The organism is Paenibacillus sp. FSL H7-0323, assembly GCF_038002725.1.
Classification (GTDB): domain Bacteria; phylum Bacillota; class Bacilli; order Paenibacillales; family Paenibacillaceae; genus Paenibacillus_AQ; species Paenibacillus_AQ odorifer.
Map to the genome: position 1 here is coordinate 2,458,655 of NZ_JBBODB010000001.1, position 12,515 is coordinate 2,471,169.

A 12,515-nucleotide genomic window follows, 5' to 3' on the forward strand; every position below is an offset into this window, starting at 1 on the left:
ACTATTGCCCCCCTGTAGCTAACGTCATGATTTTTTCTTGCGTAGCTTCTTGTTGTGATAGCTCTCCACTAATTTCCCCTTCATGAACCACTACGATCCGGTCGCTCATTCCTAAGACTTCAGGAAGCTCTGACGATACCATGATTATGGCGACTCCACGTTCCGTTAATTCGTTCATGAGCTGATAGATCTCCCGTTTAGCTCCTACGTCCACTCCACGGGTAGGTTCATCGAGGATAAGCACACTTAAGCCGATCCCAATCCATTTGGCGATGACCACCTTTTGTTGATTCCCCCCGGATAAATTCCGGACTAAAGTGGAGGAAGACTGTGTCTTGATGTGTAGCCGTTTGATAAGTATGTCTACAAATTCTTGTTCTTTTTTATCAATGATTACACCCTTAGGAGCGAAGCTATATAAATTTGTAAGCACCATATTGTCTCGAATAGAGAAATCAAGCACTAACCCTTCATCTTTACGGTCCTCCGTAACGAATCCTATCCCCGCCTTCATCGCATCATTGGGATTTCGAATCGTGACCTTTTCTCCCCGCACCATAATTTCTCCACGGTCTAACGATTCCAAACCGAATAAGGTTCTCATCATTTCTGTTCGTCCAGATCCCATTAATCCCGAGAAACCTAAGATCTCACCCGAACGAACGGAGAAATTGACATCTTTAAATTGCCCTTTTTTCGTGGCATTTTTAACTTCAAGAACAACCTCTCCGGGTTTGGAGGTACGCTCAGGAAACCGGTCGGTTAATTCACGCCCTACCATCTTCCGAACTACATCATCGAAGTTAGTCTCTGGAATGGGCTTCGTGTCTACTGTTTTCCCATCTCGCATGACCGTTATTCGGTCACATATCGTAAAAATCTCTTCCATCCGGTGCGAAATATACACGATGGAGACGCCTTCCTTTTTAAGGGAAGTTATGACTTCGAACAATTTCTGGATTTCCCGTTCGGTTAATGCCGCTGTCGGTTCGTCCATGACGATAACTTTTGCATGAGTCATAAGCGCTTTTGCAATCTCAATCATCTGTTTCTCCCCTACCGAACATTCCCCCGCCTCTTGATTTAAGGGAATCGTTACGGAGAGCTTACGAAACTGTTCATTTGCTAACGCTTTCATTTCTTTCATATTTAAGATCCCTAGTTTGGAGGTTCGTTCCTTACCAATAAACAGATTATCTAGAACTGTCATATCCGGCCACACATTCAACTCCTGATGGATAAAAGCGATCCCATAACGTTCAGCCTCTTTGGGATTGTTAAAGTATGTTTCCTGACCATCTATACTAATGGTTCCTTGATCACGCTGATGCAGTCCAATCAAAATGTTCATCAGAGTAGACTTTCCTGCACCATTCTCTCCCATTAGGGCATGAACTTCACCATCCTTCAGCTCAAAATCCACACCCGTCAACACACGGTTAGCCCCAAAAGATTTATAAATATCCTTCATCGTAATGTGCATATGCTTTGAACCCCCTTTTTATCAAAAATAGACCCCGGCTTGTAAAATACAATTTGCATACGGCTTAGCTTCCCCCGTACGAATGATGACCTTCGCTTGCTGAGTTAACAATTTAAATTGTTCATGTGAAATCGCCTCTATAGGTATTTCCTTAAATTTGTCATTCAAGTATTCAGAAGTGCCTTTATTTTTTGCTGCTAATTCCTCTGCCACGATAACTTTCTCTATGACCATATCCTCTGATATGATTTCGACAATCTCTTGAAAGCTGGGAACTCCCAATTTAAGCGCTAAATCAATCTTTGGAACACCAGATGGAACGGGTAATCCAATATCAGCAATGACAATCGTATCGGTGTGGCCTAAGTCAGTAAGCACTTTGGAAATATGACTGTTTAAGATTCCTTGTTTTTTCATAATTAAAGACTCACCTCCACCTCTACTCTTGTTGGCATGCCACCTTGGGCACCAAATTTTGTGACGGATAAAGAAGCGGCGCGATTGGCAAACTTTACACTAGTTCGAATAGACTTGCCTTCAGCTAGAGCAACAGCAAATGCCGCATTAAAAGTATCTCCTGCTCCAGTGGTATCTATAGCATTCACTTTATAGGTGGGAACTAAAACTTCCTGCTTACCATCGTAATAACGCACACCATTGCTGCCTTCGGTTATAAATAACTTATTGGGGTATTTGCGTAAAGCTTCGGCAGTACTCATCTCAGGAAATAATATTGCACATTCATGTTCATTGGGTGTTAAATAGGTGGCATTGTTTATAATCGTTTCACTGATAGGCCGAGCAGGTGCTGGGTTAAGCAACATAGGCACATTGAATTTATGGCAAATCTCACTTACATAAGACACCGTCTCTTCCGGAATTTCTTGTTGGATTAATACCATGTCAGAGCCTTTAATATTCTCAAGTGCCCGTTCAACCAATGCAGGAGTAACTAAATCATTGGCTCCTTTTACAACGATAATGCTGTTATCGCCTTCCGCTAAAATGATGTGAGCTGTTCCACTTTCGACATGTGTAACCGGTTCCACATTGGCGGTAAAAACGCGATTCTTTTTCAGATTATCCATGATAGCGGTACCATAGAAATCATCACCTACACAACCAACCATCGTAACTTCTGCTCCTAGACGGGCAGCAGCGACGGCTTGGTTCGCACCCTTACCGCCCGGAACGGTGGAGAATTGTTCTCCAAGCACAGTCTCACCCGCGTGAGGCCGCTTATTCGAAGTCACTACTAAATCCATTGAACAGCTGCCAATTACACATATCTTAGCCATATTCATCAACCTTTCTCATGTTGTCATCTATTCTTTACTTCTTGTAGTTTCCCGCTCCACAAAGCTAACGGGTAGTTGAATAATCTTCTCTTCCACCTTATCTTGCTCAATTAGCTTAATAAGTAAACCCGCTGCTTCTCTACCCATATCATGTGCCGGCTGGCGAATGGTGGATAAAGCAGGTGACAACAAGCTGCTGAGCGGGATATCATCAAATCCGATGATTTGCAGATCCTGCGGCACTCTTTTACCTAAACGATGTGCTTCATGAATGACTGCTGTCGCCACAATATCATTACTGGCAATTACGCCATCCGTATCTATATAATTATCAAATAACTCCACAGCCCATTGTTCTGCTACTGTATGGGAGAAGGATGAAGTTTCGATCACATTATAGCTGATTCCCATTTCATTAAGTACTTCAATCGCCCCAAGAAATCGATCTTGTGCAGGTTTGATATGCGCCGGTCCTTGTATCACTGTAATTTTTTTGCTTCCCCGTGCGATAATCTCCTGTGCTGCAAGACGTCCGCCCTTTTTGCCATCTGCGTATACGGAAGGGCTATCATTAGAAGTACGGTCCAGAAATACAACCGGAATCTTCAAGTTAGAATAAACGTCACTCTCAGGGAAATTGGTTGACGATATCATGCCAATGACATTGTTTTGGATAAAGGTTTGAATATAATCCATCTCTTTGTCCTCGTTCTCATCACTATTGCCAAAGATGATCCGATAACCTTGCTCCTGCATCCGATCCTCTATCCCCCGCGCTAACTGCGGGAAGAACGGGTTAGTAATATCAGGCAAGAGCAGCCCGATTAATTTAGATTTCCGCTTGTATAATGATCTTGCAACCTCATTAGGGGTATAATTCATTTCTTTGATCGCTGCCTCAACCTTTTTGCGAGTATCGATATTCACATATCCAGATTCATTTATAACCCGTGAGACTGTTGCTACCGAAACTCCAGCTATTTTTGCGACATCTTTGATCGTCATCATTCTTTCATTCATCCCCCAATGTGTAACCGGTTACATGTATTACATAAATTAGATTATCACATAACCTTTTCATTTACAAATCTTTTTTTCGATCATAAAGCTAACAAAAGATACCAACTATATATCGATATCTTTTGTTATTTGAATTTATTTATCTGCAAAGCGATTTAATAATTTTATTGTATTGAAATGCATACCTTCATGGTAAAGTGTGAAATTTATGAATTCACCGATTGAATTTAAGGTTAATCCACTTCCTGTTGTAAGAGGGGTTACTTGCTCACTTAAGCGATTGTGAAAAGCTTCCTGGATCCGTTTGGGTTGCTCCGTAAGCATCTCAAGTAAAACTTCAAGCGTTGGCGGTTCCTCATTCCACTCGGCTGGTTTAGTCCCTTTCGCAAATAAGCGTTCAAAGCTTGCCGGCAATTGCATAAGCTCCCGAGCAGAATGAAAGGCAAACTTCTCTTGCACCAAATAAATATGTCCCAAATTCCATCGGATATTGTTATTAAACCCTTCTGGAATGCTATTCAAAGTTCCCTCAGATAGTCCCTCGACAGCACGCACAGTAACACTTCGCACAAACTTGATTTGTTTGAATACAATTTGATCCATTATGACCCCTCCTAATATTTTCATCCATAGTTTACCATGAGATTATCTTTAATTTCCTAAAATTATTTTATACTTAATTGTTTCATAACGAGCGTAATAAACGACTGCATATAACTTTCTTGAAGTTCCTTCTTTCTGTAGCCCATCCATATCGAATGCTTGGAGACTACATTTTCTACTGCTATTTTAGCTAATGTTCCCTGATCAAGATAAGGTTTCGCCAACAAAGCGGATACATAACTAATTCCATAACCGGCAATGACAGCTTGAATAACTTCATTCACTCCATTAAATTGAAGCCCAATCGTTGGCTGCTGTACACTTCTTTCTTCACACAACCGGACAAGCCGCTCTCTGGCTGCACTGCCCTCTTCCCTCATAATAAATGCTTCAGACATTACTTCTTCAAAGCTAGCCTGCTGATTGGCAATAGGGTGATGGGAAGAAACCACGAATACATACTCGTCCCTATATAACTCCCGATGTTCGAACACTCCTGTATTATGCGAAGGAAACTCCATATCACTGTAAATCGCCACGTCTGCTTCAAAATTATTTAATTTTTCCATGACACCATGAGAATTAGTAGTAGTGATCTGAATGTTAACTTCCGGAAAAGATTGTTTGAATAATGACGCCCACCGGGGAATGAGGATGCTTGTCGCTAAATAATTACCTGCAATCCGCAGATTCCCCTCAGGAAATTTGTGATAGTCTTCAATGATTTGCTGGACTTGATCACCCATGGCAAAAAACTTTTCAAGAGGTTCGATTAACCTTTTTCCTAAAGGGGTGAGCACCATCCTCTTTCCTTTAATTTCAAATAATAAAATATGATTCTCCCGTTCAAACTTACGGATTTGCGCTGATATAGCGGGTTGACTGATATGCAAACGTTCAGAGGCTTTGGTCACACTACCTGTGATCGCAACGTAATAAAACAATTTTAATACATGATAGTTCATCGTCAACTCTTCCTCACTTCATAAAATAATATCTGTATTCGCCGCTTATCCTCAGCCATTTTACTATAACTATACATTATGGATGTTAACTATTATATATTGTTTATTTATATTTATTTATCTTATACTTACAACTATTCATAAGGGAGGTCTCGTTAATGACAAAAACAGTATTATACTTAACCCGCCACGGGCAAACAGAATGGAATTTACAAAAACGAATGCAAGGGCATCAAAATTCTGCGCTTACAGCCTTGGGCGAACAGCAGGCGGAATGGTTAAGAGATCGTTTGGAAGTAGAAAACTTAGGCGCAATTTATTCTAGTACTAGTCCAAGAGCATTGCATACTGCGCAGATTTTACGGGGAAAGCGGAGTTTACCTATTTATCAGCAAGTTTCTTTAATGGAAATTAACATGGGGAGCTGGGAAGGAATGAATACGGATCAGATACAACTAGAATCCCCTTTACAATATTCCCATTTTTTCACCAGACCGGATCTATATATTCCTCTAACCTCAGGTGAAACTTACAAGCAGCTTGAACAAAGAGTAGTGCCGACAATGGAGCGTATCATAAACGATAACGTAGGGCTAGAAGTGCTCATCGTCACACATCGGATGACTTTAAAAGTCATTATGGCTTATTTTCTCAATAAATCATTGCAGGAAATTGGAGAGTTACCGGATATTCTCTCTACAGCATTATGTAAAGTAACCCTAACTGATAACAATACAACCATCGATCTGTATGGAGATACTTCACATTATCAATGACTATGGGTCAAAAAATAAAAAGGTAACTCCGATTAACGGGGCTACCTTTATAGGGTTCAACATTAAATATCCACACTTTTGATTATAAAACTGCGGACCTTCATCCATTTGCCTGAAATGAATTCATCAATCGTTTTCGTCTTTGGTCTAACGCAAAAGCGATGTTTTGCCCCTTTATCAAAGCCCACAGCTTCAAAAATTAAGCTATCCCCTATTTGCTCCTTGAAGAACACCTGCTTTAATCCCAACCTATTTAACATTTCAAGCTTTACGCTCTCAATATATGTGCGCGAATACTCCTTAGACATATGTGTTCCTCCTAGTAGTGGTAGTAATATTATAAGTCAATATGAAGAAAATCAACAATAGTTCATATATTCATCCACAAAAAACAACCAGGCAGCGATTCTCCGTTGGAGGTTCACTGCCTGGTGTTTTGGGTCTGCGGTGGTTTGCTTGAGTAGGTTACGAGCTAAGCTTAATCATTTGTAGCTTTCGGATACCCACTCCGTTGTAACGCACTATCTTGTTGAAATTTGTAAGATAACTGCATTCTATACACTTATTCCATATCCACAAGGGCTAATTCTAACTTTAAGTGTATTCTATACAATTAAAAACTAGAGAAATAGCCTGTAGAGTATTAAATCAAGAAAATAGATGTACTAAATACAGCTATTTTCATTGGCCGAGCATTTTGAGCATACTAGTTGTACAAAATACAGTTAAAACCATCTACTGTACACTTCAATACTCCATTACTTGTTACTTCAAAGCTTCCGTCGGCTCTCATATGGTAACTAGATGGGGAGTAGTCCATTATGAGTTTGCCCATTCATACTGATTCCTTTTTCCTGAACCTATCCGAATAATTCTATCTATTTAGTCCTTCAACTTCTACATCTAACTAATCGAAAACATCACTAACTTATTTAACTTCAGTTGCCCCAGTTACTTTACCTTCAATCCCTGCAGTTGCTTTCACATCTTCGTTTGCGAAGTAAAGATTGCCATCAATAGTCGAGGTTTCATGCAGATTAAATCCGTTCGCTTCTACATAAACATCACCTTTAATGGTTCCGCCTTGAACTCGTAAATTTTCACTTTGTACAGTTAACTTAGGTACAGTGAGTGTGTAATTGGCAGTAACTTTGTGATCAGCGTCTTGGGCATAAAGAGCAATCTTACGGTAGATGTCGCCGTCTGCGGCCCCTTTATCATGGAATTCGCCTTCAACAACAACATCTTGGGCAATCGTCACATCATTTAGGATGGCAATAATCCAATTTCCATCTTTACTTACAGCCTTGGTAAACGCATCTGCTTGATTTACGATTGAAGCTGTAGTAACTGCATCCGTTTGCTCTGTAGTTGGAGCCGTAGTAGCCGCCGAATTAGTCGCATTATTATTATTCGCACCACAACCAGACAAGACTGCAACCGAGACGCCTGCTACTAACATCATTTTAAATAACTTCATTTGAAATCCCCCTTGTTTTTGATTATAAATTAATTATATATTAAAAATTTTAATAAACAGGTGAAAATTTTCACAATATTGTGTCGTTATCTGAAGCGGTTTCACAAAGATCACTAATCTCCATACGGAATCGTATCCATAAGTAACACCTCAGCTCGCTGCCCGTTTTAAGTTCATAGATCTTAATACTTATTTACCCAAATTTTAAGAAAGGTCACAAAGGTGATTAATTCCACACAAAAAGGACACTCCCAACAACTGCGGAAGTATCCTCATAGTCTTTATTACTATAAATCTTTAGATTAGATATTCTCTTGAAAAAGATATGGAACCATCATACTCTACACTTACTTTTTTAATGTTAGGATTATGCAAAACTCCAGCATAAAAATAATACAGCGGAAGGATGACCATTGGGTTAATAAGCATTTTTTCAGCTTTTGCATAAAGCTTGTTTCGTATAATTTAGCTTAAGACGATTATCAAGCAGATCTTCCCAGAGTTGAATCTCAAGGGCTACATTCTTCCATTTCTAGCTACTTAACAGGGTCATCTGACTGCTCTCTCACCCCCCATTGACGCTTTAGAATCAGAATGTTAATCTTTAGAAAATATCACAAGGATAAGGGAGCTATTTACTGGTGAAAAAGACAACCATGAAGGACATCGCACTTCGTGCCAATGTCTCCGTCGCAACAGTGAGCTATGTTCTGAATCGTGTCGGCAACCAAACCATTCCTGAGAAAACGCGCCAGCAGATTCTTCAGCTTGCCGAGGAACTGCATTACATACCAAATCTGGCAGCACGTTCACTTGCGAATCAGAAAACAGGATTGGTCGGTGTGCTTGTTAACACAGCAGCCCATACCCCACACTGGAAGCTCCATGCCCAGTTCTCATTTATACATGCCTTGGAACAACGGTTAACAAATGCTGGTTACCATACGCTGCTATATTCACTTGATGTTGACCAGCCTTCTTTGGATATTATCGTAGAAAGAAAGCTGGAGGCTGTATTTCTGATCGATGTGCGCGAGGAAGCCTTTTATTCGATCTCCAAGCATTTTGTAGAAGGAATTCCTTTGATTCTGATCGACAGCATGATTGAAGATAAACTCTTTAAGCAGGTCCTTTTCAACTATCGAGCAGCTCTGCAAAAGGTAAAACCACAGGACCTTTCACAGGTATGTTTAATTATGGAGAGCTTCAATAACTCTTTCCTCACCCGCTTTATTCAGGACAGTCTTCCATTACCTCAAGAAGCGATATTCACCGTTGTCAATTTGGAGGAATTAAATACATTCTTACAGGAGGGGGGCTATAAAGAGGCCATTGTCATTAATGAGTTTATTGGAAGTTACGTTGAAAAAAACGGGAGGTTCGAACAACTCTCTGTTCTTTGCACCTGCAATTGTCCGGAAATATTAGGAGATGACGTTCATAAATTCATTTTCACAGGGGATAAAGCGGCTACTGCATTTGAACTCATGAACAAATTATTGCATCATTCTGACTACTCCGCACAAGAAAATAATTGTTATTTTGTAGAATAATTTTTTTGGCCATTCGCTTAAGCGTTTAAGTTGAAAGGAGCATAACTTATGCCTGGTCCTGTATTAGTGAAACAAGTTCCCTCTGCTGTTCAAGCTCATCCCTCTCTTTGGGGAAATTGGAGATTCCTGCTTCTACTCAGTTCGTACTCCATTTCCTTGTTCGGTAACACTTTTCATAGTATTGCTTTAAGTTTATGGGTACTGCAAACGACCGGCAGCGCCAAAATGATTGCCATCATCACGATAATCAATTTATTGCTTAGTTCTTTGCTCGGATCGATAGGGGGAACTTTTGCGGATAGGGTCAATCGTCGAACCCTCATGCTGATCACAGATCTGATAAGTTGCGGACTCGTAGTGACACTAGCTTTAGCCATTTCCCTGCCCTCTACTTCGTTCATTATCGTCGCCATACTGACGGGTCTTACGACCATTTCAGCTTTATTCCAGTCCCCGGCATACCAAGCTTCTATCACTACTGTTGTTGGTAAAGAACATCTACAAAAAGCGGTAGGACTGTTGAACTTGTCTGAAAACATCTGCCGGACTATTGGTTATTCCGCCGGTGGGATTTTCGTAGCGAGTTTTGGAGCAGCCGACGCTATTTTATTTGATGGAGCTACATTCTTCCTCTCCTTTCTGCTCGTGTTAGCGGTCCGTTCCCTTCCTTTGCCAACTCAATTAAACAACGTGCCCAAGAAGGAACGGAAATTCACACAGGATTTGATCGATGGAATTCGCTATATTTGGAGATACCCTTTTGCAAGAGCCGTTATGATTATGCTTCCTACCTTAACCTTATTTTTTGTCCCCTCCCTGATGTTGACCCAGGTTATGGCCGTCAACGTGTGGGATTCCACTCCCTTTCAGTTTGGACTTATTGAAGCCTGTATTCCACTTGGTTATATGATCGGATCCGGTCTGATCTTACTGCTCGGCTCCAAATTGAAGAATAGAGGATTTCTTATTATGACTGGACTGCTATGTCTCGGTCCCCTGTACCTCCTGTTATCATTCGTCACTTCCGCTGCGATTGCCATTCCTATCATTCTTGTAATTGGCTTCATGTTCTCATTCTGCACGTTGCTGATTAATACAATCCTTAGGCTGGAAGTTTCAGAAGACCTCCAAGGTAGGGTGTTCGGTGTATTAGGTTCTATCATGAGTGTAGCCCCATCCATTGGTCTTACTGCTGTCTCATCCTTGTCTGATCTCTTCAGCCCTGGTCCTGTCATGGGTTCAATCGGAGTCTTACTGCTGCTGTTTGCCTTATCAACTATCACTAAATTAAAGGTAATTCGAAACTACAAGTAATTTCAGAACGTATCCTGTGTTCTTTATCGCCCTCTTTTTCTAATAACGCGTCTAAGATGAAGCTCAAACAGTAATAAAACAACCAGAAAAATCAATAACAGGAGACCCGCTATTCCAGTTAGAAACGGAAATAGGAGTGGGAAGAAAATACTAGGATAGGCCTTAGTAACATCTGAATAATAGCCCATACCCATAAGGGAGGTACCGGAGAACTCGATTAGCTTGACGCCTAAATGATTGTTGCTTCTTTGCGCATAGCTGAGAACCTCTTCGTCTACTTCTCCGTCTTGTGCAATCGTGATGATTTTCCATTTTCTTGTTTCCATGGGTTGACTATCGTCGGTCAGTCTTTGGACTATATTTATTTGATTCTCACCAGTCTTTCGGTCCTTTACTGTGAGAATATCTATCCACGAAAAATACCTGCTGCCTCTGTCCCGATTGGATAGCCATATTTCATCAGGGGTGGAGATTTTTTGATCATTTAATAAGAACTGAACTTTGACAATATCACCAGGCGGGACCTTCTCCTCTTCATCCCATGGGGTCAACTCTGCTTTCCTGCCTGTTTTTTCTTCCCTGATTTTAATATTCTTATCATCAACCGTTATCTCTTGTACGTTTATTGGGTTATATTCTTTTTCAGCATGCTTTATCTCATAACGCTGATTAATTTGATCAGAGATTATGTACTCACGTATATAGTTGAACAATGGGTTAAAAGAAATCGCCAGCAAAAATAGCGAGACGCCAGATATAACTATAAACTTCTTCATAAGTCCTCCTTTTTAACGTACAGTCAGTTTAAACTTTTGGCGTGAACCCCCTTCCGGTCCATCGGAACACACTCATCCATTTATATCTTCCATCGTAGCGTTAATAACATTCATAAATAAGTTCTCCTTTAATAGATTAGGCACTACCTTCCTCTAAATCTCCCAACCATAATAAACATTGTGGAATAAAATCAGCGTAGTCGTGTAATGCATTAATCGTACGGATTACCTCACGAGTACCCAGCTCCCGTTCTGCATCATCTGAGCTCTCCAGTCCTAGCGAACGTCTGATATTGTAAGCTAACCATTCTAATTTTCCCAAAAAGCCATAGTTGAGCACAACCTGCCAATCCGCATAAATCTCTCCGCCATGCTCCAGATAGCTGTTAATCAAATTTGAGAATGCCTTTTTGCTTAAATCTCCCGATTCAGAACCTGACCAATATAAAGCTACATCTATCAGCTCTAACGTAGGATGAATAGGTCCTGCTGCTTCCCAATCGATTATTATCGGAACTTTCTGCTCATCCCACAAGACATTTTTGGGGTCTAAATCCCGATGGCTGATAACATAATGATTCGTCAATAGACTCGCTGAAGAATGAATCAATGACTCCCAATTCTCTATCTTATGCAGGTGATCTGCCAGCAAGCTTGACCATTCTGCACCCTGCTGCTCTCCTTTGAGAGCAAGCTCCTTCCAATTTTCAACTGCAGCCTTAGACGCTATAAGCGTTTCAAAGTGATGATCATCCGTTCCCTGTGAGAAATCGATGATGTGGAGCTGCGCAAGAATTGCCCCAATCTTTTTACAACAATCTAAATCTATTTCATCTAAAGGTAATGCCTTCCCCTGAACCCATGGAAACAATAAATAAAATTGCCCTTCAACCTCGTGCATACTACTGCCATTAGATACGATTGCCGGAACAGCATGGATTCCCTTTTGATAAGCCAGATTCGCAACCATTTCAGAAAAAATATAATTGGACATTGCTGTATCTCGTTGCATAATTTGAGGATTTAAGGCCTTTACTGCGTATTGCGCTTTATCCGTTTGCAGGCGATACATTCTGTGCAAGAGTCCGCCTGTTATCGGTTCAGGTTCATTCATCAACAGACCCAGATTATATTTGGCACAAAGTGTAGCGAATTTTAAATTATAGCTTATATTTTCCATGTTATGTATTCCTTTCTGTGTGAGTAAAGTCGTACTCATTTAAAATGGTTCAAGTAAATTTAAAACA

Annotated in this window: 13 protein-coding genes; 3 read left to right on the forward strand and 10 right to left on the reverse strand. The window is 40.6% G+C overall.

Annotated elements, in window-relative coordinates:
• Window position 1: 1 nt before the first annotated feature.
• From MHH89_RS11235 to MHH89_RS11260, 6 genes are all read right to left on the reverse strand, one after another.
• Window positions 2–1,483, reverse strand: a complete 1,482-nt coding sequence (locus MHH89_RS11235; protein WP_076218180.1) for a sugar ABC transporter ATP-binding protein — start codon at window positions 1,481–1,483, stop codon at window positions 2–4.
• Window positions 1,484–1,504: 21 nt separating this feature from the next.
• Window positions 1,505–1,900 (reverse strand): D-ribose pyranase, encoded by a 396-nt coding sequence (rbsD, locus tag MHH89_RS11240; RefSeq protein ID WP_341087139.1) that lies wholly within the window; start codon window positions 1,898–1,900, stop codon window positions 1,505–1,507.
• Between the two features lie 2 nt (window positions 1,901–1,902).
• Window positions 1,903–2,781 carry a ribokinase gene (gene rbsK / locus MHH89_RS11245; RefSeq protein ID WP_340976461.1) on the reverse strand — a complete coding sequence of 293 codons (879 nt, stop codon included), beginning with the start codon at window positions 2,779–2,781 and terminating at the stop codon, window positions 1,903–1,905.
• A gap of 27 nt (window positions 2,782–2,808) precedes the next feature.
• Complete coding sequence (locus tag MHH89_RS11250) at window positions 2,809–3,789, reverse strand: LacI family DNA-binding transcriptional regulator (protein WP_341087141.1); 981 nt, start codon at window positions 3,787–3,789, stop codon at window positions 2,809–2,811.
• Window positions 3,790–3,936: 147 nt separating this feature from the next.
• Window positions 3,937–4,404 carry a DinB family protein gene (locus tag MHH89_RS11255; RefSeq protein ID WP_076127369.1) on the reverse strand — a complete coding sequence of 156 codons (468 nt, stop codon included), beginning with the start codon at window positions 4,402–4,404 and terminating at the stop codon, window positions 3,937–3,939.
• A 62-nt stretch (window positions 4,405–4,466) separates the two neighbouring features.
• Window positions 4,467–5,369, reverse strand: a complete 903-nt coding sequence (locus MHH89_RS11260; protein WP_312148331.1) for a LysR family transcriptional regulator — start codon at window positions 5,367–5,369, stop codon at window positions 4,467–4,469.
• Between the two features lie 158 nt (window positions 5,370–5,527).
• Here MHH89_RS11260 and MHH89_RS11265 point away from each other — a divergent pair, with 158 nt between their 5' ends.
• Complete coding sequence (locus tag MHH89_RS11265) at window positions 5,528–6,145, forward strand: histidine phosphatase family protein (protein ID WP_340394094.1); 618 nt, start codon at window positions 5,528–5,530, stop codon at window positions 6,143–6,145.
• 62 nt (window positions 6,146–6,207) lie between these two features.
• Here the strand turns inward: MHH89_RS11265 and MHH89_RS11270 are convergent, their stop codons facing one another.
• Together MHH89_RS11270 and MHH89_RS11275 are read right to left on the reverse strand one after the other, a co-directional pair.
• The gene (locus MHH89_RS11270; RefSeq protein ID WP_036688955.1) at window positions 6,208–6,453 is read right to left on the reverse strand and encodes a hypothetical protein; all 246 of its coding nucleotides are present in this window, start codon (window positions 6,451–6,453) and stop codon (window positions 6,208–6,210) included.
• Window positions 6,454–7,073: 620 nt separating this feature from the next.
• Entirely contained in the window at window positions 7,074–7,625 is a 552-nt protein-coding gene (locus tag MHH89_RS11275) for a polymer-forming cytoskeletal protein (protein ID WP_076183054.1), read from the reverse strand.
• 641 nt (window positions 7,626–8,266) lie between these two features.
• Here MHH89_RS11275 and MHH89_RS11280 point away from each other — a divergent pair.
• A complete protein-coding gene (locus MHH89_RS11280) occupies window positions 8,267–9,178 on the forward strand; it encodes a LacI family DNA-binding transcriptional regulator (protein ID WP_340033308.1) in 912 nt (303 codons plus the stop codon).
• A 48-nt stretch (window positions 9,179–9,226) separates the two neighbouring features.
• Complete coding sequence (locus MHH89_RS11285; protein ID WP_340033309.1) at window positions 9,227–10,492, forward strand: MFS transporter; 1,266 nt, start codon at window positions 9,227–9,229, stop codon at window positions 10,490–10,492.
• A gap of 23 nt (window positions 10,493–10,515) precedes the next feature.
• Here the strand turns inward: MHH89_RS11285 and MHH89_RS11290 are convergent, their stop codons facing one another.
• Window positions 10,516–11,268 carry a hypothetical protein gene (locus tag MHH89_RS11290; RefSeq protein ID WP_280753048.1) on the reverse strand — a complete coding sequence of 251 codons (753 nt, stop codon included), beginning with the start codon at window positions 11,266–11,268 and terminating at the stop codon, window positions 10,516–10,518.
• Between the two features lie 136 nt (window positions 11,269–11,404).
• The gene (locus MHH89_RS11295; protein WP_076278733.1) at window positions 11,405–12,448 is read right to left on the reverse strand and encodes a phosphotransferase; all 1,044 of its coding nucleotides are present in this window, start codon (window positions 12,446–12,448) and stop codon (window positions 11,405–11,407) included.
• Window positions 12,449–12,515: the final 67 nt, after the last annotated feature.